This is a genomic window from Mycobacterium sp. (assembly GCF_965277065.1).
Lineage (GTDB): Bacteria > Actinomycetota > Actinomycetes > Mycobacteriales > Mycobacteriaceae > Mycobacterium.
The window spans coordinates 542,276-563,950 of the sequence record NZ_CBDIBT010000018.1 but is presented as its reverse complement, the minus strand read 5'-3'; the positions used below and the strand labels follow the sequence as shown (position 1 = coordinate 563,950).

The 21,675-nt window shown below is 64.3% G+C and carries 21 protein-coding genes and 1 pseudogene; 7 read left to right on the top strand and 15 right to left on the bottom strand.

All coding sequences use genetic code 11. The features are described 5' to 3' along the window. Positions 1-72: 72 nt before the first annotated feature. The 3 genes and pseudogenes from ACQY5A_RS14190 to ACQY5A_RS14180 all read right to left on the bottom strand — a co-directional run bounded on the left by ACQY5A_RS14190 (position 73) and on the right by ACQY5A_RS14180 (position 4,279). Positions 73-1,992, bottom strand: a pseudogene (locus ACQY5A_RS14190) (glycoside hydrolase family 15 protein). A 628-nt stretch (positions 1,993-2,620) separates the two neighbouring features. Further along, positions 2,621-3,361 carry an SDR family oxidoreductase gene (locus tag ACQY5A_RS14185; RefSeq protein ID WP_428340972.1) on the bottom strand — a complete coding sequence of 247 codons (741 nt, stop codon included), beginning with the start codon at positions 3,359-3,361 and terminating at the stop codon, positions 2,621-2,623. A 357-nt stretch (positions 3,362-3,718) separates the two neighbouring features. After that, on the bottom strand, positions 3,719-4,279 hold the full coding sequence (locus ACQY5A_RS14180) for a TetR/AcrR family transcriptional regulator (RefSeq protein WP_428340971.1): 561 nt from the start codon (positions 4,277-4,279) through the stop codon (positions 3,719-3,721). Positions 4,280-4,598: 319 nt separating this feature from the next. Here ACQY5A_RS14180 and ACQY5A_RS14175 point away from each other — a divergent pair, with 319 nt between their 5' ends. Then, on the top strand, positions 4,599-5,558 hold the full coding sequence (locus ACQY5A_RS14175; protein ID WP_428340970.1) for an NmrA family NAD(P)-binding protein: 960 nt from the start codon (positions 4,599-4,601) through the stop codon (positions 5,556-5,558). 982 nt (positions 5,559-6,540) lie between these two features. Here the strand turns inward: ACQY5A_RS14175 and ACQY5A_RS14170 are convergent. The 11 genes from ACQY5A_RS14170 to ACQY5A_RS14120 all read right to left on the bottom strand — a co-directional run bounded on the left by ACQY5A_RS14170 (position 6,541) and on the right by ACQY5A_RS14120 (position 16,860). Beyond that, on the bottom strand, positions 6,541-7,551 hold the full coding sequence (locus ACQY5A_RS14170; protein WP_428340969.1) for a zinc-dependent alcohol dehydrogenase family protein: 1,011 nt from the start codon (positions 7,549-7,551) through the stop codon (positions 6,541-6,543). A 46-nt stretch (positions 7,552-7,597) separates the two neighbouring features. Continuing rightward, entirely contained in the window at positions 7,598-8,812 is a 1,215-nt protein-coding gene (locus tag ACQY5A_RS14165) for an alpha/beta fold hydrolase (protein ID WP_428340968.1), read from the bottom strand. Positions 8,813-8,870: 58 nt separating this feature from the next. Continuing rightward, complete coding sequence (locus ACQY5A_RS14160) at positions 8,871-9,194, bottom strand: zinc-binding dehydrogenase (RefSeq protein WP_428340967.1); 324 nt, start codon at positions 9,192-9,194, stop codon at positions 8,871-8,873. Continuing rightward, positions 9,191-9,871, bottom strand: a complete 681-nt coding sequence (locus ACQY5A_RS14155) for an NADPH:quinone reductase (protein ID WP_428340966.1) — start codon at positions 9,869-9,871, stop codon at positions 9,191-9,193. Before ACQY5A_RS14155 ends, ACQY5A_RS14160 begins: the two co-directional genes overlap by 4 nt. A gap of 66 nt (positions 9,872-9,937) precedes the next feature. Then, positions 9,938-10,705: an enoyl-CoA hydratase/isomerase family protein gene (locus tag ACQY5A_RS14150; protein WP_428340965.1), complete on the bottom strand. Its 768-nt coding sequence runs from the start codon at positions 10,703-10,705 to the stop codon at positions 9,938-9,940. 21 nt (positions 10,706-10,726) lie between these two features. Further along, positions 10,727-11,671: an alpha/beta fold hydrolase gene (locus ACQY5A_RS14145; RefSeq protein ID WP_428340964.1), complete on the bottom strand. Its 945-nt coding sequence runs from the start codon at positions 11,669-11,671 to the stop codon at positions 10,727-10,729. Positions 11,672-12,017: 346 nt separating this feature from the next. Continuing rightward, on the bottom strand, positions 12,018-12,191 hold the full coding sequence (locus ACQY5A_RS14140; RefSeq protein WP_428340963.1) for a hypothetical protein: 174 nt from the start codon (positions 12,189-12,191) through the stop codon (positions 12,018-12,020). 585 nt (positions 12,192-12,776) lie between these two features. Then, positions 12,777-13,187 carry a type II toxin-antitoxin system VapC family toxin gene (vapC, locus tag ACQY5A_RS14135; protein ID WP_428340962.1) on the bottom strand — a complete coding sequence of 137 codons (411 nt, stop codon included), beginning with the start codon at positions 13,185-13,187 and terminating at the stop codon, positions 12,777-12,779. Next, on the bottom strand, positions 13,184-13,396 hold the full coding sequence (locus tag ACQY5A_RS14130; RefSeq protein ID WP_428340961.1) for a type II toxin-antitoxin system VapB family antitoxin: 213 nt from the start codon (positions 13,394-13,396) through the stop codon (positions 13,184-13,186). The genes vapC and ACQY5A_RS14130 overlap by 4 nt, the downstream gene beginning before the upstream one ends. 153 nt (positions 13,397-13,549) lie before the next feature. Continuing rightward, positions 13,550-16,417, bottom strand: a complete 2,868-nt coding sequence (locus tag ACQY5A_RS14125) for an RND family transporter (RefSeq protein ID WP_428340960.1) — start codon at positions 16,415-16,417, stop codon at positions 13,550-13,552. After that, positions 16,414-16,860 (bottom strand): MmpS family transport accessory protein, encoded by a 447-nt coding sequence (locus ACQY5A_RS14120; protein WP_428340959.1) that lies wholly within the window; start codon positions 16,858-16,860, stop codon positions 16,414-16,416. The genes ACQY5A_RS14125 and ACQY5A_RS14120 overlap by 4 nt, the downstream gene beginning before the upstream one ends. A gap of 757 nt (positions 16,861-17,617) precedes the next feature. On the opposite strand from ACQY5A_RS14120, the gene ACQY5A_RS14115 reads away from it, so the two are divergent. Genes ACQY5A_RS14115 through ACQY5A_RS14105 form a run of 3 tightly spaced genes read left to right on the top strand, consistent with a single transcriptional unit; the run spans position 17,618 to position 19,182 of the window. Then, on the top strand, positions 17,618-17,830 hold the full coding sequence (locus ACQY5A_RS14115) for a hypothetical protein (protein WP_428340958.1): 213 nt from the start codon (positions 17,618-17,620) through the stop codon (positions 17,828-17,830). Further along, positions 17,827-18,738, top strand: coding sequence for a helix-turn-helix transcriptional regulator (locus tag ACQY5A_RS14110; RefSeq protein WP_428340957.1), 912 nt, complete (start codon positions 17,827-17,829; stop codon positions 18,736-18,738). The genes ACQY5A_RS14115 and ACQY5A_RS14110 overlap by 4 nt, the downstream gene beginning before the upstream one ends. Positions 18,739-18,771: 33 nt before the next feature. After that, entirely contained in the window at positions 18,772-19,182 is a 411-nt protein-coding gene (locus tag ACQY5A_RS14105) for a helix-turn-helix domain-containing protein (RefSeq protein ID WP_428341514.1), read from the top strand. Positions 19,183-19,282: 100 nt separating this feature from the next. Here ACQY5A_RS14105 and ACQY5A_RS14100 read toward each other — a convergent pair whose 3' ends face one another. Then, complete coding sequence (locus tag ACQY5A_RS14100) at positions 19,283-19,939, bottom strand: TetR/AcrR family transcriptional regulator (protein ID WP_428340956.1); 657 nt, start codon at positions 19,937-19,939, stop codon at positions 19,283-19,285. Positions 19,940-20,164: 225 nt separating this feature from the next. Between ACQY5A_RS14100 and ACQY5A_RS14095 the strand changes: the two genes are divergently transcribed. Genes ACQY5A_RS14095 through ACQY5A_RS14085 form a run of 3 tightly spaced genes read left to right on the top strand, consistent with a single transcriptional unit; the run spans position 20,165 to position 21,671 of the window. Beyond that, positions 20,165-20,998 carry an SDR family NAD(P)-dependent oxidoreductase gene (locus tag ACQY5A_RS14095; RefSeq protein ID WP_428340955.1) on the top strand — a complete coding sequence of 278 codons (834 nt, stop codon included), beginning with the start codon at positions 20,165-20,167 and terminating at the stop codon, positions 20,996-20,998. Continuing rightward, a complete protein-coding gene (locus tag ACQY5A_RS14090; protein ID WP_428340954.1) occupies positions 20,995-21,420 on the top strand; it encodes a hypothetical protein in 426 nt (141 codons plus the stop codon). Before ACQY5A_RS14095 ends, ACQY5A_RS14090 begins: the two co-directional genes overlap by 4 nt. Beyond that, entirely contained in the window at positions 21,417-21,671 is a 255-nt protein-coding gene (locus ACQY5A_RS14085) for a hypothetical protein (protein ID WP_428340953.1), read from the top strand. Before ACQY5A_RS14090 ends, ACQY5A_RS14085 begins: the two co-directional genes overlap by 4 nt. Positions 21,672-21,675: the final 4 nt, after the last annotated feature.

Here is a 21,675-nt window from a genome sequence, read left to right as displayed (position 1 = left end):
TCCGCCGAATTGCTTGGTAGCGGTGAGGTCATGACATCTCCCCGCTAGCGCTTGTTAGGTCCGGGCGACACATCAAAGGCCCGCGTTCGCGCGAATAAAGCTCGCGGACCCGGGTTCCTGCTCGGCCCGGATGATGTGCATCACGGCGTTGATCAACGCCAGGTGAGTGAACGCCTGCGGGAAGTTGCCCAGGTGCCGTCCGGTGCGCGGCTCGATCTCCTCGGCGTAGAGCTGCAGCGGGCTGGCGAAGCTCAGCAGCCTCTCGCACAGCCGCCTGGCGCGCGCCACCTCACCGATCTCCACTAATGCCGACACCAGCCAGAACGAGCAGATCGTGAAGGTGCCCTCTTCGCCCGACAGACCGTCATCGGTCTCGGTGACCCGGTATCGCAGAACCAGCCCGTCCACGGTGAGCTCGTCGGCGATGGCCAATACGGTGGCGCGCACGCGCGGGTCGTCGGCGGGCAGGAACCGCAGCAGCACCACCAACAGCAGCGAGGCGTCCAGCGCGTCGTTGCCGTAGCGCTGCGTCAGCACCCCGCGCGAGTCGACGCCATGGGCGAGGATGTCGGCTTTGATCTCCTCGGCGGTCGCCCGCCACTGCGCAGCATAGGTGGTCTCGCCTTGCAGGGCAGCCAATTTCGCGCCGCGGTCCAGCGCAACCCAGCACATCACCTTGCTCGACGTGAAGTGCTGCGGCTCGCCGCGTACCTCCCAGATGCCGCGGTCTGGTTCGCGCCAGTGCTTGATGGCCTGCTCGACCTGATTCTTCAGCACCGGCCATCACGTGTCGGAGATCTTCTCGCGCGACTTAGCGTGCAGGTACACCGAATCGAGCATGGTGCCCCAAATGTCGTGCTGATCTTGGTTATAGGCGCCGTTGCCGATCCGCACGGGGCGGGCGTCGTCGTATCCGGACAAGTGCGGGAGCTCTTCTTCGACGAGCTTGCGTTCCCCGCCGACGCCGTACATCACCTGCAGCGGATGGTGTTCGCCGTCGATGGCACCGGACACCTCGGCGATGAAAGCGAAGAAGTCGTCGGCCTCGCGGTCCAGGCCCAGCGTATACAGGCTCCACAGCGCAAACGTTGAGTCGCGCACCCACGCGTAACGGTAATCCCAATTCCGTTCGCCCTGAGGGGTTTCCGGCAGCGAGGTGGTGGCGGCCGCCAGCAGCGCCCCAGTCGGGGCACATGTCAGACCTTTGAGCGTTAACGCGCTGCGCTGCAGATACGACCGCCACGGATGGTCCGGGAAGTCGCCGATAGCGATCCATCGTCGCCAGTATTCGCTGGTCTGCCACATCTTGTCGGCGGCCTCGTCGTAGGTCTGCGGTGCCATCTGCCCCTGCCAGCTCAGCGCGACGAATACGTTGTCGCCCTCGGTGAGTCGGGTGCGTCCCCGCGCTTCGTGCCCTTCCAGGCCGATGCGCAGATTCGTCGTCAGCCGCAACGCCGGGTGCGAGTCGGGGTTTTGGCTGGCCCTCGCGACCGCCTCGCCGTACGCTGCCGCCGAGTAGTCCCAGCCGGCGCCGACCCGGCGGTAGTCGAATGACGGCTCGCAGCTCATCACCAGCTCGACGGTGCCGCTGACGCAGCGCACAGTGCGCAGCAGAACGTGCTCGGCCTCCCAGTCCATCGGGGTGCGGCGATGCGTACGCGAGCGGGAATCGACGTCGTGCCACGGCCCCATCACCAGAGCATCGCGAACGATCAGCCAGCCCGTAGGGGTCTGCCAGGTGGTCTCCAGAATGAGGCTGCCCGGCAGGTAACGGCGCGCGGCCGGTACCGAAACCCCGTAGGGGCCGAGTTTAAAGTGTCCGGCGCTGCGGTCCAGGATGGCGCCGAACACGCTCGGCGAGTCGGGACGGGGGACGCACAGCCATTCCACCGATCCAGCTGAGGAGATCAGGCAGGTGTTCTCGCAGTCCGACAAGAACGCGTAATCCGCGATCGGCGGGAACGCGCTGGCGTGCCCGTGGCCCGGGGTCATCAACCGCCCAGGTTTAGACGCGTTGATTGACGGGTCCGACGAAGCCGCCGTCCACTCGCGCTCCACAGCCGTCCTAGCGATCCCCCGAAATTTCCACTTCCGGTGATTCCGATTCTCATCAGTTGCTCCTTCGCTACGTGCTGGTGCGACTGTGTTGGTCCGTTGCCAGCCGCGTCTAGCCTGATTCACGCCTGGACTTGGCTACGGTTACACAGTATGCGAATTTGTTCTTCTCAGCGCCGGCCTTGGCAGCTGCGGCCCGACGTCGCAGCACAGGCCGCAAAGCCTTTGCCGCTGTTCAGGTTTCGAAGTCAAGTCGATCTCGTCGACGTCACGCTTACCGTTCCGTCTCAACGAGGACGACGACGCTTCCGGGCGGCGGCGGCACACACGTTGCAGTCCCGATTGAAATTGCTGCCCGGCCATTTGTGTTGGCCTCCACGGCCGCTCAGCAGTTTCAGATAATCCGAAATTGGAATCTGGCCCTGCGCTGCGTGCGAGGCTAGCGGACTCAGTGCCGCTAGCGCTTTCACGATCGTGCGGTTTCTTGTATTTGCTACTTCGCGATTTCGCGGGTGCCCGCAGTGGACTGTCTGTCTATAGCCGCGGGGAACCGACGGCAGAGGGATCAGCCAGGTGCGATCAAGGCAGCACCGCCGTCTACCACGACGACTTGACCGGTCAGGTACTTCGTGCCGAGGATGCCGATGGCGGCCTCCCCAAAGTCATCCCCAGTAGCAGGCCGGCCTGCGGGCAGCCCCGCCGATTGCTCGGCGAGGAAGCGTTGGCGCTCAGCGTCTTTGAGATTCGCCCAGCTCGCAGTGTCGAACAGGCCAGGACGGATGCAGTTGACCCGGCGCGGCGCGTATTCGATGGCAAAAGCGCGGGCGAGGGCTTCCACGGCGGCGAACGCGCAAGTGACCGACCACTCGCCTGGCGTCGGTCGTACGGCGAGGCCGCCACTGGTGAACAGCATGCTGCCACCGGGAGGCAGGCGCTGACCCGCCGCTACTGCTGCGGCGTGGGTTCCCCAGAACTTCCCGTCGAAGAACTCACGATCGGTGACGCCGCGACCCGGAGCCGCTGTCACGATGAGATGGTCCAGCGCATCGAGGTTCTCGACCGCCTTCGTCACTGACACGACATCGTTGAGATCGCAGACCACAGCGCTGATGGCTCCGACGCGCTGGACCCCGTCGGTGGGTTCCAGGTCGTGCGCGACGGCCCTGACCGCGTCGTCGAGTCTGTCCGCAGAGCGTGAGGTGACGACGACGTCGCCGCCGCGTGCGGCGAACGCGCGTGCCGCGCCGCGCCCCATACCGCTCGACCCACCAATGACGAGAGCGCTTTGGTCAGACAGGTCAGGCATTGGTCTCTTCAAGGGTGGCGTGTGAATCAGTTCGCAGACAGCGGTTTTCATTCCGACGGCCGCGCGATCTTTCGGTAATGGCAACGCAGGGCGTGATAACAGTAGCCGCAAAGCCGTTGCTGCTGTGAGGGTTTCGAGGTCGAATCGATCCCATCGACGTCACGCTTGTCGTTGCTGGTCGACGAGGACGATTGGGCGGCCAGCAGCCACCGCTGACACCACGCCGGTGACGTTGCAACTGTGAGTGGTCACTCACTACCCGAACCCAAATGTTTTCATCGATAACATCCAAGCCTTGCAACCAATGATATGGCTGTCAACATCTTGGGCGGATCCGCGCTCGGCGCTTAGGAGGGCTTAGCGCAAGCCGTCATGGAAAGTGTCGAGGAGCCGATCGGTGACCTGCTGCTTGTCGGCGGAGTCCAGCGAAGCCAGCAAGCCGTCGATCAACAACACGGCCAATCCGTGCACGGCTGCCCACGCCGCCGCGTCGAGCCCGGCCCGCCGGGCAGGCGCGACGACGCCGGTGGCAACCAGGTCGTCGATGCAACCGGTCAAAATGTGGTAGGGGTGCGTGCTAAATGCGTGGTCGTGCAGCTCTGAGTCGGCGGCGAACGCGGTACGAAACAAACCGGGTTCGGCCTGGGCGAAGTCAATGTAGGCCTGTCCGGTTGCGCGTAATCGCGCCAACGCGCGGCGCCGATGCGAACCCGCCGTGGGAACGGCGTTCATCGCCACGATCATTCGCTCGGCCAGGCGCTGCAGGGCGTAGTCGGCAACCGCGGCCAGGAGGGCATCGCGATCGGCGTAGTGGCGGTAGGCGGCCGAGTTGCTCACCCCTGCTTTGCGCTGAACATCGCGCAGCACCAACGCCTGCGGGCCGCCGGCCCGGGTCAACTCGACCGCATGATCGAGCAACGTCTGCCGAAGATTGCCGTGGTGGTAGGTGTCACTGCTTGCCGTCGTGTGCGTCCTCCCAACGGAATAGCGGGCGCGCCGTGCCGATGTTGACGATACTCACATTCCGCGCGGGGCGTCACGTGGCAAAGGCGCAGAGCATCCACCACCATGTTGACATCGATAACATAACGTGCCACTGTGGGTCTGGTAACGGTACTAGCGATGGCGTTCAGAGGTCGAGCGTAAAGATGCCAGACATGCAAGGCATGAGCGACGGTCCCGCGGATCACGGCACACCACCACAGCTTTCGGACCAATCGACTCAAAAGAGAACGCGATGACAACGACAGACAGCACGGCTCACGCCAACGCCAGGCCTATTCTGGTCGCCGGCGCCGCCGGCGGGGAGCAGGGCTCGACCGGTTTTTACCTCACCCGGCTGCTGCGTCAGCACGACCAACCGGTGCGGGCATTCGTGCACCGCCTCGACGAGCGCTCGCAACGGCTGACCGATCTGGGTGCGGAGGTCATCGCCGGTGACTTGACCGAACCGGGCCAGGTCCGCGACGCGATGGCCGGGGTTCGGCGGGCCTACTTCACCTACCCGGTGACCGACGGGCTGCTGCAAGCCGCCACCGCCTTCGCTGCCGCGGCCCGATCGGTCGGTGTCGAGCAAGTGGTCAATCTGTCGCAGTGGCTGCAGCCCGGCCGGTGGGAGCATCCCACCCCCCACCAAACACGGCACTGGCTGGTGGAGCACATATTCGACTGGGCTCAGGTCGGGGTGGTGCACCTCGACGCCGCTGTCTTCTACGACAACCTGCGCGCGATGGCGGCGCGCAGCCTGGATAGCGCCGGAGTGATCGCCGTGCCCTGGGGCCCGCCCAACACTGCGATCCCGTTCATCGGCGCCGAAGACGTCGCCCGGGTGGCCGCCGCGGTGCTGACCGGCCCGCTCCGCCCCCCGGGTACCGTACTACGGCTTTGCGCCGGCCCGGTCACCATCACCGAGATCGTCGAAGCGTTCAGCCAACTGCTCGGGCGCCCCGTCTCCTATGTCGAGCTCACCGACCAGCAGTGGGCCGACGCCGCCACCGCGGCCGGCGTCAACGCGATCGCGGTCGAACACCTCAGCAATCTGTGGCGCTTCCTGCGCACCAAGTGCCAACCCTCGGAGTCAATGGAGGGATTTGTAGGCAGAGACAGCATCGAAGAGCTCATCGGGCATCCACCGCAATCCCTTAGCCAGTTCCTGCACGAGCACAGGGACCAGTTCGCCGAAGCGGTGACCCATTAAGGGCAGTTGCCCCAAATCAACTGACAAACTCCAACCACCAGCCACATGAAGTAGGGCCCGCAGGTCGCGTCACTTGAAGTGCCTCAGGTTAAAGTCAACGGATAATTGACATCGCCTGGGCCCTCGCCAGACGGCCGCCGACCGAGCGATTTCGCCTTCATCGCAAGATGTTTCAAGGCTCGACAGCGCCACTAGCAAGGGCTGCGCGAGTTGCTGTTGCAGGGTCATAGTGGCTGACGCTACGCATCTTTCGGAAGGCCGCAACTGACCCTGGCCGTGGGTTGCCTGGAAAAGTTGTCGATACCTTGCAAACCGACAGGCGCGTGAGATCTGCGAAACCTTAGCTGTTTTTGACCGAATACTGTCCGCGCACAACCTTTTTGACGATAATCCACGTTGTGGTCAACTTCTCATTGTCCAACTCTGATGCTTGGTAGCGGGCTGCCCACCACCACCACCACCACCACGCCGTGGCGGCATGGGCATCTTTTCCCACGACCAACCCGCCTGCATAAAGTCAATACATCACGGGGACGGTTCTGTCGAGTGGCGCTGGATGCAATCACGTTATGAGGCAGCATCTTCCGAGATATGTCATCTTCCGCCGGTACTTAATTAATAATTGGGCGATTAAAAATCCTTGGCCTCACCCAACGTGGCATCGGGACCAAGGCTGCGGCCACGCGCATCTTCAAAGACATCGAAGACAGCTGGGGCGGCCTCCTAGGGGAGGGTCGTGTGGCGATGTTGCGCCAAACACTGGAAGACATCGTGTCACTCGAGCGCCCTGGTGCGCGTCACCACCAGATTGACACCGACGCGTGTTCACAAGTCGACGGGCGTTCGGCAAAGTCGATCCGCGGCCGACGCAGACAAAGTGTGACAAGCCTTCAGTCAGTCATGGCACAGCAAGACGTGAGAACAACAACAGTAAAGCCGTTGCTGCTGTTCAGGTTTCGAAGTCGAAGCGATCTCGTTGACGTCACGCTTGCCGTTCCGGCTTAACGAGGACCACGACGCTTCCCGTCATGTTGCCCGCTTCGAGGTAGCGGTGCGCGTCCGCCATGTCGCCGAAGTGAAAAACCTTTCCCACGTTCGGTGTGTAATACCCGCCACGGACCCCGTCGGCGACATAGCGGCGGATACCGGGGAGGTTCTGCTCGTGGTAGGTCAGTTCGTAGAGGGTGTAGCCCTGTACGCGGACGCCTTTGTTGATCAGGGCCAGCGGCAGCTCTGTTGGTTGTCCGCCGATGGCGCCGTACATGAAGATCGTGCCGCCGGGGCTCACGGCCCGCGCCAGATCATTGATGATGTCGCCGGTAAGCGCATTGAATACCAGTCGAACACCCCTGCCGTTGGTGATCTCGTTGACGCGTTCGGTCAGCGATTCGTCGTCGGTGACGATGACATGATCGGCGCCGGCTGCCACCAGGGCCTCGGCCTTGGCCCGGCGGCGGGTCGTGCCGATCGTGGTCGCACCGGCCTGCTTGGCGGTCTGGATGGCGGCCATCCCGACTCCACCGGAGGCGGGGGTGATCAACACGAAGTCGCCTGCTGCTACCTGGCCGTGGTGGACGAGCGCCCCGTAGGCGGTGGTGACCTGCATCCAGATGGATGCGTTGTCCTCGAGTGACAGCGCCGGAAAGTAGGGTGCCCACGCCGTGGCGGGCACGATCGCATGCTGTGCGTACACGCCGTAGCGGTTCATCTGAAACGACGGGATCAAGGAGATGCGCTCGCCGACCGTCGGCTCATCTACGCCGGGGCCGATAGCGTCGACCGTTCCGACGGCATTGTTGCCCAGCGATGACGGCAGCCGCGTTTCTTGGACGTAGCGGCCCATCCGGTACAGGCATTCGCCGTAGCCGACGCCGATGGCTTCTACTGTGAGCCGGATTTCCCCGGGTCCCGGCTCGGGCATCGGGATTTGCTCATAGGTCAACACCTCGGGGCCGCCCGTGTCGTGCAACCGGATCGCCGTCGTTTCGGACACCGTGCCGTCCTTTCACATTGTGTTCGGTCTCTATCCGGTCGAGTTGTTACCGCTGTTGAGAAGTCTTATCGGTGGTGGCCAGAAACGGCTCGAGTACTGCCAGCACGCCCGCGGGGTTGTCTTCCATGAGGAAGTGCCCGGCGTCCTCGATCACCGCCACTTGAGGGTTTGCGGCGACTTGTCGCATCGTGGCCGCCGACATCCCGTTGAGGCCGTGCATACCGTCGATGGCCAGCACGGGCATCTGCAGCATCGGGTCTGGCCGCGCGGCGTTTACTTTGCCGTCGTCGAGCAGGGTGCGGTAGATCTCGAACGCGGCGTGCATGCCGCCCGGCGCGGCGTAGCCTCGGACGAACTCGTCGACGTCGGCCGGTCCGATCGCGTCGTCGTGGACCGTTCCCCGGCGATAGAAGTGCTCCAGGAACGGGCGTTCACGACCTGCCGTGAGCAACTCGGGCAACTCCGGGGCCATGTTGAAGGCGAAATGCCAACCGCCGCCGTGGGCGACGTCCATTGCGGCTTCCAGCCCAAAGCCGGGCAACCCGCTTTCCAGGAACGCGAAGGAGCGCACCTCCTCGGGATGGGTGACCGCATAGGAGTAGGCGGTTGTGCCGCCCATGTCGTGGGATACCAGCGCGACCGAGCCGAGCCCTAAGCTGGCCACCAGCCGGTGCAGGTCGTCGGCCAGCGTCTGTTTGTCGTACCCGGTGTCGGGGCGAGTGCTGTCACCGAAGCCGCGCAGATCGACCGCGACTACGGTGCGTCCGCGGGCGAGCTGCGGCATGACCTTGCGCCACGCCCACCACGTCGAGGGCCACCCGTGCACCAACAACACTGCCGGGCCGGCCCCGCCCACGACAGCATGCAGGCGCAGCCCGTCGCCGTCGATGAACTGCGATTCGAACCCGGGCAATGATGTCGCCGAGGGTCGCTCTGCGTGGCCGTTGCCCTTACCCTCATGCGGGAGGTGCGTGAAGACCGGCGTGAACACCGCGGGCGACTCCGATGCCAGCTTCCCCATTCGTTCGCGGCCTGCATCGGCGGCTGGGTTGTCGAGCACCGCGGCCTCGAAGTCGGCGCGGGTGGCCCAGGTCGCTTCGACGATTATCCGATTGTCGGTTTCGCTCGTCCACGCCGTCAGCGATACAAAGCCCGGCTTGTCAACGAAAATCGCTGTCTCCGAGCGCATCACGTCGACCAGTTCGTTCTGCCTCTGCCTCGTCTCGGCATTCCACACGTTGTAAAACCGAACCTCGGCCATCAACTCACCCCACTATCCTCAACCGCATGAGCGAGCACAGCGCTCATGCGCGTGGCCATCACACGACGTCCAACACGACTTTGCCGCCCGCGCCGGCCGTCCCGAGCAGCTCGTGGGCCTCGGCGATCCGCTCAAGCGGAAACCGCCGAGCGATCCGCGGGCGGAGCGCCCCCAGTGCGAGCGCGTTGGTGAGATCGGCGATCGCCCGATCATGCTGCACGCGCTCCATTGCATACACCAGGGCGAAGTGAACGGTCGCGTCCTTCTCCAGCAGTCGCTGCAGGTTGACTGCGGGCGGGTGGCTCGGGTCGTCATCGACCATGAACGTCGAGATCACGCCCGACGGCGTGAGGACGGCCGCGTCGATGTCAAGGTTCTTCACGAAAGCCACCTCGACGACACGGTCGACGCGTTCTCCGCCCTGCCAAAGCGGCGGACTTCCGCCACGACGTCTTGCGTCTTGTAGTTGATGACGTGGTGCGCGCCGCAGTCGCGCGCGACCGCTGCCTGTTCATCGGAGCCGACGGTGGCGATCACCCGCGCACCGGCCCAGCGCGCCAGTTGCGTCGCGAGATGGCCGACCGAACCGGCCCCGCCTTGAATGAGGATCGTCTGCCCATGGATCGCACCATCGCTGAAAAGCAGATGGTGGGCCGTCATTCCGGGCACGCCGAGGCTGGCCCCGTCGTCGAACGACGCGTTGTTGGGCAACGCAATTGCATTGCCCGCGGGTACGACGACGAATTCGGCGGCCGTGCCGAACGCGCGTCCATCGCGCTGCGCCTCGAACAGCCACACCCGCTCGCCGATCCGTGCTGCCGATACGCCCGGACCGACCTCATCGATCACCCCGGCACCGTCGTTGTGCGGCACGATGCGCGGAAACCGCATCGCCGTGTCACCACCCCAGCCCTGGCGGGACTTGGTGTCGGAGGGATTAATCGCCGACACCCGTACGCGGACACGGACATCGCCCGGGTCGGGCTCCGGCGTGGGCACCTTCCCTACGCAGAGAATGTCGCCGGGGTTACCTTTCCGTTCGTAATAGGCGGCGCGCATGTGAGGTGTCATATCAGGTCGGGCCGGTGTCCGGTTGCACCATGAACGCGAGGCTAGGTGCCTTTCTCACGACGTTGCCGAGGCGCGGGTGTGCTCGACGACGGCGTGCATCCGGCTGCGCTGGTCTGCGCTTTCGAATAGTGAGACGAACGCTGACTGCTCAAGCGCACTGGCCTGCGCTGGCGTCAAGCCGGCACTCGCTACGAAGACCTGCTTGGCTGCCGCTACCGACCCGCGACTGGTCGCGGCAATCCGGTCGGCGACATTGCGGCAATGCGCCACGAGCTCGGCGTCGGGAACGACCTCGAGGACCAGACCGGCCGCCTTGGCCGACGCCGCGTCGAGCACCGCGCCGGTGAAGATCATCTCGCGGGAGCGTTGCGCGCCAACGTGTTCGGCGAGGCGCCAGGTACCGCCAAAACCCGGGATCACTCCGCCCAGCGCCTCGATCTGACCGAGCTGCGCGCCCTCCGCCGCGTACGCGAGATCGCAACTCATCACGAATTCGCAACCGCCGCCTAATGCTTGGCCAGACACCGCGGCGATGACCGGAAACGGCAGGGCGGCTAGCGCGTCGGCAACCCGGTGCCCGGATTGGCTGAAGGCCAGCGCCTCCCCCTGCGACATGTCAGCCAACTCGGCGACGTCGACGAGGAAGGCGGCGGGATTATTGGCAGCGACGATCAGAGCCCGGAGTTGCTGATCGTCGATCAGTGATTCCAGTGTCTCGGCGATGATCTGCTTGCCGGCGATGTTCAGGCAATGCGGGCGGAGCAGGGTCAGTATCGCGACACCATCGGCCTTTTCGAGCTTGAGCGTGTCGTCATCACCCATCGGGGCTTCTCCTTCAAAAATCTAGTTGGTGCGGGGAGTGCTTCTGCCGCTGCGGGTTTCGGCGTGAGTGAAGAGCTCGAGCAGGTGTGTGGCGACCTCGTCAGGCTTCTCTTCGGGCAGAAAGTGGCCCGCCTGTGCGATGACTCCGCTGCGGATGTCGAGTGAGAGCGGGCGATTGAGTTCACCGACGAGGCTGCCCATGCTGTTCTCCCCGCCCAACGCCAGGACCGGAATCGGGAGCGGTGTCTTCAGCAGCGGCGCGAAGTCCTCGATATCGGCGGGCATCGTGCGGTACAGCTCCGAACCGGCGCGCATGGCGCCTGGACGCTCGAAGCTTTGAGCGTATTCCTCGACGTCGGCGTCGCCGAACGCGGCGCGATCGACGACGAAGGAGTAGATGAGTTCCCGAATATAGGTTCGTTCGTGGCCGCTGAGCAGGGTATCGGCGATGTCGCCGGGGGCCATGTGCAAGGCGTAGAACCAAAAGCGCAGCGATTGCCGCATGTCGAGCGCCGCCTCATGGCCCAGCCCCGGCATCAACGACTCGATCACCGACAGCGATCTCACCCGTTCGGGAGCCAAGTAGGCCAGCCGCACCCCGATCTGGCCACCGAAGTCGTGACCGACAACATGCACCACGCTCACATCAAGCGCGTTCAACAACTCCAGCACGTCGGTCGCGAGCGTGCGTTTGTCGTAGCCCGACAGCGGTCGGTCTGAATTTCCGAAGCCCCGAATATCCGGGGCCACGACACTGAAACCCTCAGCCACCAGTTGCGGGATGACCCGACGCCAGCAGAACCAGAAACTCGGAAAGCCATGCAGGAGAACCACCGTCCCCCGCTTCGCCGATCCGGCGGTGACGTATTGCAGGCGAACACCGTTCACCACCGCATGTGCGTGCTCGAGCGGGACGGCGATCAACGGTGAGCCCCCTGACGATCCATCGGCAACACCATTCGTCAATAGTCACGTCCTAGCCCCTGACACAGGTCCTTGGGCCCGAGATCGGTTCTGGCACAGAGAGTATCGCCGAGCCACGTAGTCCCCCATCTGCGCCGTCGCACTATGTTGCCGCACAGGTTTGGCTGAGACGCGTGCCGGTGCTGCCCTTCACGTCCGCGGTGCCGTTTCGCGTATTCCGACACCGGAGCCCTAGCCTGCGCTGCGTGCGAGGTTAGCGAGTAAGTGTCGCGAGCGCTTTCACAATCGTGCGGTCTCGTCGTTTGAGCGCCCCCTCAATAATGGCGCTCACGAACGAAGGGCGGTGGAGGACACCGGCCGATGACTGACACGGGTTCGGGCTCTGCGCTCAGCTGTTGGGTAGTAGCACCGTCAAGCGGAAGGCGCCGCTGTGGCGGGCCGCGTGATCGACGGCAGTCGAAACGTCGTCAAGAGAGAAGGTTTCGACCTTAAAGGCGGTCAAGGGCAGCTGTCCGGTACCGATGAGCGCCGCCAGCGCCGCTGGCGCGTCCCGGTCGTACATGTATTGACCGAAGATCCGAACGCTGTTTTGCATGAGAAACGAGTAGGGCAGAGACGGCGGCACAGCCGAAGTGGCCGGTCGCTCCGTTGATTACGGTCGTCTCGCCGGCGCGCAGCTCCGCCGCGCGGAACCCACCGAACGGCACCAGCAGCGTGTTCATCCAACACAGCGTCGCTGGGTCTGCTTCGCTGCTGATCGGCACCGCGTTCTCCAACGGGATAAGCATCTGCTGGGCGAAGACCCCGTTGTGGTAGTAGGACTGCAACTTCTGGGCGCGTTCACCCGACGCGAACCAGCCTTGCAAAACCAGGATTTCGCGGCTCTTCGCCGTCTCGAGGGCGAAGAGCGGGATCGCAAAACACCAAATCCCCGCGAGCACAAGGTGGTGCTGTCTGCGCCCAGTCGCGCGACCCGTACGATCGCGCCGCAACCAGGTACCAGCGGGGTCAGGAGCGGATATTCACGCTGCCCGGAAAACACCTCGCCGGCGTAGGAAAGCACAGGAGCGGCAAGGACTTCCACGACCGCGTCGCCCGGTCCCGGCTGCGGGTCATGTCTCCGTCGGGATTAAGCAGCGCCGCAGGGTCAAGCGCGAAGCGATGCCTCATCCAGTTCGATTCCTATTACCTGGGCGACGCGGAACATGTCAGCGTCCCAGGCGAGCAGCGCGAGGGCGCGACGGTACGCGACCGCTGCGATCATGCAGTCGACCATTCCGCGGGGGGTGACGCCCGCTTGCCGACACCGACGATAAATTCTCGCCGCGGCATCGAAATCGGTGACCGCATCGAAGTGCGCTAAACCGAACCGCAGCAGCATGCCCCGCAGGTCCTCCTCACGCGCATCACTTCGTGCACCGGCCAGCACCTCCATCAGAACTGGCTCGGTGAACATCAGCGGTCCATCGGTGGTGATCAACTCGGCAACGCGCTGGTCCGCTGCGCTGCCCGTGGCCCGGTCGTACTCGACCCACGCAGAGGTATCGGCCAGGATCACGCGGCGCCACGGGGACCGGCGTCGGCCGGAACCTCACCCATCGCGCGCGCACCCCGCATCGCCAGCGCCTGCTCGCGCGTCATCGGTTGGCCCGCGAGATGCCGCAGCGCAAGCTCAACGGCCTCGGTCTTCGTGTGAACTCCGTAGCGGTCCTTGATCGCCTCAACGTAAACGTTTTCGATTTCGATATTCGTGCGTACCTTCGCCATACACGTATCATACACCTGATGTGTAAAGAAGGTGTATCTCGGTCCGCAGCGGTTTAGTTCGGGTGCAGCCAGACCACCTCCATCGTCCAGGCCAGCCGCCCGGGGTTCGGAAGCTACGCGGGCAATGGATGAGTGCCGGCTCCCATGTTTCTTTTAGTTGCCATGCGGCCGTAGCTGACGAACCGCGGGGCGGGCTTGGTCGGGGCGAAGCGCCGGGCTGGCCGGGCGGGGCCGCACATTTTGCGGCCACCAGAACCAGCGGCCGAGCAGTGCGGCGACCGAGGGTGTCATAAATGAGCGGACGATCAGGGTGTCGAAGAGCAGCCCGAGGCTGATGGTGGTGCCGATCTGACCCAGGGTCCGCAAGTCGCTGAAAATGAAGGCGGCCATGGTGATCGCGAACACCAGGCCGGCTGCGGTCACGACCGAGCCGGAGCCGGCCATGGCGCGGATGATGCCGGTTTTGAGTCCGGCGCCGATTTCTTCTTTGAATCGGGAGATCAGCAGCAGGTTGTAGTCGGATCCCACCGCCAAAAGCAGGATGACGGACAAGGCGAGCACGACGAAGAACAGTTTGATACCAAAGAGGTATTGCCATACCAGTACGGAGAGCCCGAACGAAGCGCCCAACGACAGCGCCACGGTGCCGACGATGACCAGTGCGGCGCCCAGGCTGCGGGTGATGATCAGCATGATGAGCAAAGTCAGGCTCAGCGCGGCGATTCCGGCGATCATCAGATCGTATTTGGTCATGTCTTGGACGTCTTTTGCGGTCGAGGCGGTGCCGCCGAGGTAGACGTTGGCCTCGGCCAGCGGGGTTCCTTTGAGGGCCTCGTGGACCGCGTTTTTGATCGGGTCGATATGGGAGATGCCCGCCGGGGTTGAGGCTTCACCTTCGTGGGTGATGATCATCCGGGTCGCTGTGCCGTTGGGCGATAAAAACAGCTTGAGGCCGCGCCGGAAATCGGCGTTGTTGAACGCCTCGGGCGGAAGATAGAACGAGTCGTCGTTTTTCGCGGCGTCGAAGGCTTGTCCTAGTGCACTGACGTTGTCGATCAACGCTGCGGTTTGGTCGACGATGCCCGAGGCGGTCGAATAATTGGAGAGCGTTAGGTCCTGGTTGGTCTGCTGGATAGCAATCTGGGACGGGATCAGGCCCACCAGTTGAGGTTGCAGCGCGTCCAATTTATCTATCGACGCAGCGAGTGCTTCGAATCTGTCGCTGAGCTGGTCGACACCGTCCAGTGCGTCGAAGATGGATCTGAACGCAAAGCAGGCCGGAATGTCGTAGCAATGCTTTTCGAAGTAAAAGTAGCTGCGCATCGGCCGGAAGAAGTCGTCGAAGTCCGCGATTTTGTCGCGGACGTCTTTGATCGTTGCCACCGTGTCGTGGAAGCTGACGGCTTGGTCATGCGTGGCGGCGGCCGCCTGCTGCTGCAGGGTGTACTGCTGCTGCAAAATGTTGATCGCTTTGGTCAGCTCGTCGGCCTGCCTGAGCACGTCGCGCGCCCGGTCTTTCTGGTAGTGCAGGTTTTCCAGCTGGTTGATGCCCTGGGCACTGATCTGGAATGGTATCGAGCTGTGGTCGATCGGGGTTCCCAACGGCCTGGTGATGGCTTGCACTCGTGCGATGCCGGGGACGTGGAACACTGCTTTGGCGACGCGTTCGATAATGAGCATGTCGGCCGGGTGTCGCATGTCGTGATCGGCCTCGATGGTCAGCACATCCGGGTTGAGCCGGGCGCGTGGAAAATGCCGCTCGGCGGCGGTGTAGCCGAGGTTGGCCGGGGTGCTGGCGGGTATGTAGGGGCGGAAGTCATAGCTGGTGGTGTATCCGGGCAGGGCGAGCAGACCGATCAGGGCTATGGCGACGCTGACGGCAAGGATGGGTGCGGGCCAGCGGACGATGGCCGTGCCGATGCGCCGCCATCCGCGGGTCCGCAGGGCGCGCTTAGGTTCGAAAAGACCGAAATGAGTGCCCACCGTCAACACGGCCAGTGCCAGGGTCAACGCGGCCACCAGCGCGATCAGAATACCGATGGCGGCGGGCACGCCCAGGCTTTGGAAATACGGCAGCCGGGTAAATGTCAGGCACAACACCGCGCTGGCCACGGTCAACCCCGAGCCCAAGATGACGTGGGCGGTGCCGCCAAACATGTTGTAGAAGGCGGCTTCTTGATCCTCGCCGGCCCGGCGGGCCTCGTGATAACGGCCCAGCACAAAGATCGCATAATCGGTGCCGAGGGCGATCACCAGCAAGGTAAGCAGGTTAGTCGAATACGTGGACAGGCCAATGAAGCCGAAGTTCGCCAGAACGGCGACGGTCCCACGCGCCGCGGCCAATTCGATCAGGATCGTGGACAGCAACAGCATCGTGGTGACCAGTGAACGGTAGACGAACAGCAACATCACCGCGATCACCGCAACCGTGATCGCGGTGATCTTGCCGGTGCCGTTGTCACCGGCTTCGAATTGATCGGCGATGAGTGGCGCCGGTCCGGTGACATAGGCCTTGATGCCCACCGGTGCTGGCGTGTGGCTAACGATGCTGCGGACCGCATCAACGGATTGGTTGGCCAACGCCCCGCCTTGATCCCCGGCGAGAAAAAGTTGAACGTAAGCGGCCTTGCCGTCGGTGCTCTGCGAGGCCGCCGCCGTCAGCGAATCTGCCCAGAAGTTCAGCACATGCTGCACGTGCCTGGTGTCGCGTTGCAGCTTGTCAGTGAGGGTGTCGTAAAACCGATGAGCGTCGGCGCCCAGTGGGGTATCGCCTTCGAGAACCAGGAAAGCCGTGCTGTCCGAATCGTATTCACCAAATAGCTGGCCCGTGCGCTTGGTGGCCTGCAGCGACGGCGCCGCCGGAGGGATGAGCGCCACGTTGTGTTCTTTGCCGACCACCTCCAGTTTCGGAACGGCGAGATTCGTGATCGCGGCGGCGCCGAGCCAGAACACGATGATCGGCACCGAAAGCCGCCGGATGGTGTGCGCAATGAGGGGCCTGCCCTGGTGACGACTGGTCATGACGACTTGTCCAGACACCAGGTGTAAGCATCTGGTTTGTCGACGGTCTTTTCGTCCTTGACGATGTCGTCGACGATGATGCGGCAGCCGATGCGGTTGGCGTCGCCCTGTGCCACCACGTTGGCGAACACCGCCGGGTCAGTTGTCGTCATCGTCAACGACCACGGCAAGGCGGCACCAAGGACTTGCTGCGGCGCCGCATGCACATCCACATAATTGATCGTGGCCACCGCGCCCGGTTGGCCGAAAACCTGGTAGGTCACTCGTTTTGGGTTGAACGGGACGATGTCATTGGAGCTCCCGCCGCCAGCCGACGTAATTGGGTGCGAGCCGAAGATTCCGTGCAGGCGATAAACGCCGAACCCTGCGACCGCCACCACCACCACGGCGACCAGCAGTATCCATCCGCGCCTGAGCAGGCCAGTAAGCGAAAATCGTTTCACGCGCGCCTAGACCGCCCGACGATCCGTCGGCGATACGGTGGTCATGGCGACCGGCCCGCGGAGGAAGAAAACAGGATTCGTGATGGCCAGTTTTAGCTCCCTTTCCGACACACGCTGCCCGGGCCAGAACTCCGGTCCGGCCTGATGAGCGCGGTCCTGCACTTTGTCCCACGCCCACGCCGATGTGAGGAATCCGACCCGGGATCCGAGCCAGCGCTGCGTGACAGGCTAACGAACTCAGTGCCGCGAGCGCTTTCAAAATCGTGCGGTCTTTGGTCGCCATGGTGGTTCTGCTGTGATGCGCTCACCGGGTCGACGGATGACGTGTCGACCATGAATACCGTGGCGAACAGACCAGGCTCGGTGAGCGCGAACTGTAGGTAGGCCGCACCGGTGGGGCGGGAAGGCGCTCTCGCATCGGCGTGCGGGTGAGAGGCCATAGCCTGCGCCGTTAGATCGGTGGCATGGCCGCTGATCGTGACTAGTAAAGCGTCCCGGTCGGCGTGATGCCGATAGGCCGCGGCATTGTTGCCGCCTGCTCTGCGCTGCACGTCACGCAGTTACACCGCCTCGGGCCCGCCGGGCCCAGGCCAGCTCGATGCCCTCGGCCAGCAGCGTCGTGCGCAGGTCGCCGTGGTGGTAGGTCTGGTCGACTGCGGATAGTTGCGCAATCCCTTGACCTCCTTATGTTGACACCGGTAACTTATGAATATAAACGTAGATGTTTACACCGCTAACTAAGAAAGCGGAGGACGGCATGTCGGCACCCATAGATTCGGGTCTAGACACGCTGCGCCCCGTCGAACAAGGGTCGGGCTTCTCTGAGCGCGGACACCGTCGAGGTGCGCGACCTGTTCTGGTGCAGGTGCTGCTGGCGGCGTTGGCGACCAACGTAGAGACCACGGTGGTCAACGTTGCGCTGCCGACGCTGAACACCGGGCCGGGCCCTTCAACCCGCGACGGCCGATGACGGACACGGGTTCGGGCCTAGGGACTCGCGCTAGCTGGTATCGGCGCACGTATTCGAACGCGATCGCCGAGGCCCGCTTGTCTCCCGGGGGCGAGCTGCAGCTGATGCGGATGCGCCAACCCGCCGGTCAGTTCCTCGGTCCGGCGACGACCGATTTGACGATCAATTTGTTGCTTCGCGATTTCGCGGGTGCCCGCGCGGACTTTGGCGCAGGCCGCTTCAATTGCCATGGTAGGCGTGGTGATTTCGCGTTGACACCCGCCGGAGTGCCCTGTAGCTACGACATCGACAGCCCCCACGAATTCCTGATCCTCACGTTGCCACACGCCATCGCACAGGGCCCGCTGGATGACGCCGGAAAGGAAAGGCTACCTGACCACGGCCCGTTGCATGCTGCCCTGCAGCGCGACAATCAAATCGAGTGCCTCATGCGCCGCCTCTGGTCCGAATCGGAGGGCGACAACCCGATGGGCACGCTGCTGGCCGACGACATCGCCGTCGCTCTAGCGGGCCGGCTGGCCAGGCTCGTGTTGAGAGCCAGCAACGAAAGCACGGCGATGAGCGGGCACGCTGCGCCGCTGCCCGGCATACGCCTGGCTCAGGTGATAAGCCGAATTGAGGACGAGTTGGGAGCCAACATCCGCCAGATCGACCTCGCCGACACCGCCGGACTCAGCCCGTGGCACTTCTGTCGTGCGTTCAAGGCGGCCAGCGGCGTGGCTCCGCACCGATTCGTGCTGCTTCGCCGCCTCGCACGGGCGCAAGGGTTGTTGCGCACAACGAAGATGGACATCGTTGAGGTGGCGTTGGCGTGCGGCTTCAGCAGCCATGCCCACTTCACCTCGACATTCCGCCGCGAAGTCGGTGTCGCTCCCAGCACCTGGCGCAGCAATAACATGTCGCGTTGACCAGTCGGTGTTGAAACCGCCCCGCGCAATCGACTGGGCTACCGGCTCGCCCGCGCGGCGACGATCGGGATGATTGCCGCCACCACCCGCATGCCTCTCGAGGAAGTCGCCGCCGCTGTCGGATTCGCCGATCCGGCGACGCTGCACCGCCTTGCGAGGCGGCACACCGGCCGATCGCCGGGGGCGCTGCGTCCAAGTCCGGCGCGACAATCACCGCAGAGAGGCGAGGGCGTCCCGCGGGGTTGGACGCCGTCCCTGGCGCCAGCCATCGATGCGGGGGCGCTGAGATTCTTAACGCGTCGGTTTAAGCTGCTCCCGCGTCGGCGGGCCCACCTGCTCTGCCGAGCGTGGCCGGTGTTGATTCTGCGGTCAGGGCGACGGCCATCGGCGTGTCGCCGCCTTGGACGCAGACTCGACGTTCTGGATGCACAGTCGGGCGAGTGAGCACCCGTGGAGGCCTAAACTGGTCAGCTGATTGCCAGCCCGGCGAGTCCGGCCATGCCGATGTAGGCGTGGAGTTTTCGCGTGTCAAGAACCCAGGCTCCTAGCGAGTTCCTGCTTCGACGACGTCAAGGAGCCGGTCGATCGCGCAGTGTCGGTCGTGCTCGTCGAGGCCTCGGAACGGTCCGTGGAGCAGCAGGACCGCGAGGCCGTGGACGGCGGCCAGGGCCGCGACGTCGCTGAAGGCGCGCTTAGCGGGGTCGAGGGCGCCGGTGGCAACCATGTCGTCGAGGGTTTGGATCAGCAGCTGATACGGCCCAGGTCGTTGGTCGCCATCGTGGTTCTCATGTGGTGCGCTGACGCGGTTGTCCCTTGGGGTGTCGGGAAGGAATACGGTCGCGAACAGGCCCGGTTCGGTTAGCGCGAAGTCCAAGTAGGCCGCGCCGGTGGCTCTGAATCGGGACCGGGCGGCCCCCCCGGGATCGGCGCATGGCGCCGCGGCCGTCGCCTGCTGCATTGCGTCCTCCATGGTGCGGGCCATCTGGGCAGCAGCGTGCTCACTGATCGCGACCAGGAGCGCGTCTCGGTCGGCGTAGTGACGGTAGGCCGCGGAGTTGCTGACGCCTGCTCTGCGCTGCACGTCGCGCAGCGATACCGCCTCGGGACCGCCGGCCCGGGCCAGCTCGATGCCCATGGCCAGCAGCGTCTCGCGCAGATCGCCGCGGTGGTAGGTCCGGTCGGCCGCGGAGCGTCGCGCCACCACATTGACCTCCTGATGTTGACACCGCTAACTATTGCTGCCAGTGTAGAAGTTTACACCGCTAACTACGAAACCTGAGGGACGGCATGTCGGCACCATCGATTCGGAAGTTTTTGTCCGGATTGCATGCCGGCTGTCTGACTGCGGCGATCATCTGTGTCCTGGGCGCCGCCGTGGTCGCCGTCGCCCTGCCCGCACACCCAAGCACACCTTGAAAGGCACACCATGAACTCCACCCCCACCCAGCGGATCGCCGTCGTCACCGGCACCACCCACGGCATCGGCGCCGCCCTCGAACACCGGCTACTCGACGCGGGCTGGCAGCTGATCACGATCAACCGCAGCGCCGCCCCGCACCGTGATGGCGTCCAACGGATTACCGCAGACCTGGCCGACCCCGCCAGCACCCATGAGGCGGTCGCGGGGGTTCGCGAGACTGACCGCTTCATCGATCTGTTGATCAACAACGCCGGCGTCCTGCTACCCGAACACCACTACACCGCAACAGGATTCGAACACCACTACACCGTCAACACGCTGGCCCCCTACCTGCTCACCACCGGGCTCAAGGACCGGCTCACCGCCGGCAGCACCGTGATCACCGTCTCGTCGTTCGCGCTGTTCCGCGCCGGGCCACTCGACCTCGACACCCTGATCCGGCCCACCGGGTCGGTCCGCAAACTGTTCGGCATCTACGCCCACTCCAAACTCGCCACCTCGATGACGACCGCCGCGCTGGCCGCCGACTACGCCGCAGCCGGGATCACGCTACGTAGCATCGACCCCGGACCCACCCGCAGCACCATGACCGCCAGCTCAGGTCTACCGATCTATTTGCGGCCCTGGCGACCGTTCTTCTCCTCAGCCGATAAGGCCGCCGCCAGCATCCTTCGCGCCGCCGACGACAAACCCGGCGATGCCGGCCACACCTACTTCACCAGCAAGCTGACCCCCAAAGCGCTGCCCGACCACGCCCGCGACCCGCACCGCCAGCAGCTGCTCCTCGACCGGTTGGAGCACGACCGCCGCAGCCTCAGCCAGCACCCCCACCGATCATGACCGAATTTCTGCACAACAACCAGGCGATCGACCCCGGCCACGTCTACACCGTGTCGATCACCCATCTCCGCATCCGAAAAGCCTGGCGCGCAGCAGGATTCTTCCTTGCCATCCGACCCGTCCTGACCCAAATCAACAGCACCGACGCAATGAGCGCCTACGGAATCCGCACCCGCACATGGCGACTCGACTTCTGGACCTACAGCGCCTTCGACGACCCCGCCGCGCTCGTCCGCTTCCTCACCACCGGCCCACACGGCGAGCTCATGAGACACTTCCACGGCCGCCTCGGCCCACTGCAGACCCGACAACTCCAGCTGACCGGCAACCAGCTCCCCGAATCCTGGCACGACGCAGCACATCTGCTGTCACACCCGTCGACCCCCGCCGAGCATCCACGGTTCTCGACGAACAGCCTGTGACACCGCCAGCCACACAGCGCACCGTCACCCACCTCATCGGTGCGGCCCCCGCTGATGTCTACGCCGTCGAACTCGGCGACGGGCCATCGATGTTCAACGTCGTCACCGGCGGCGACGCCTCGCGCCGGGCCGGCGCCAAAACCCAGCGACTCGACGCCCTGGCCCGCGACATGGCCGGGCTGCTCGACGAACTCGACAACCAGCTCGCACCACCCAGCGCCAGCGCGATGCACCCGCCGACGAACCAGTGAAGGA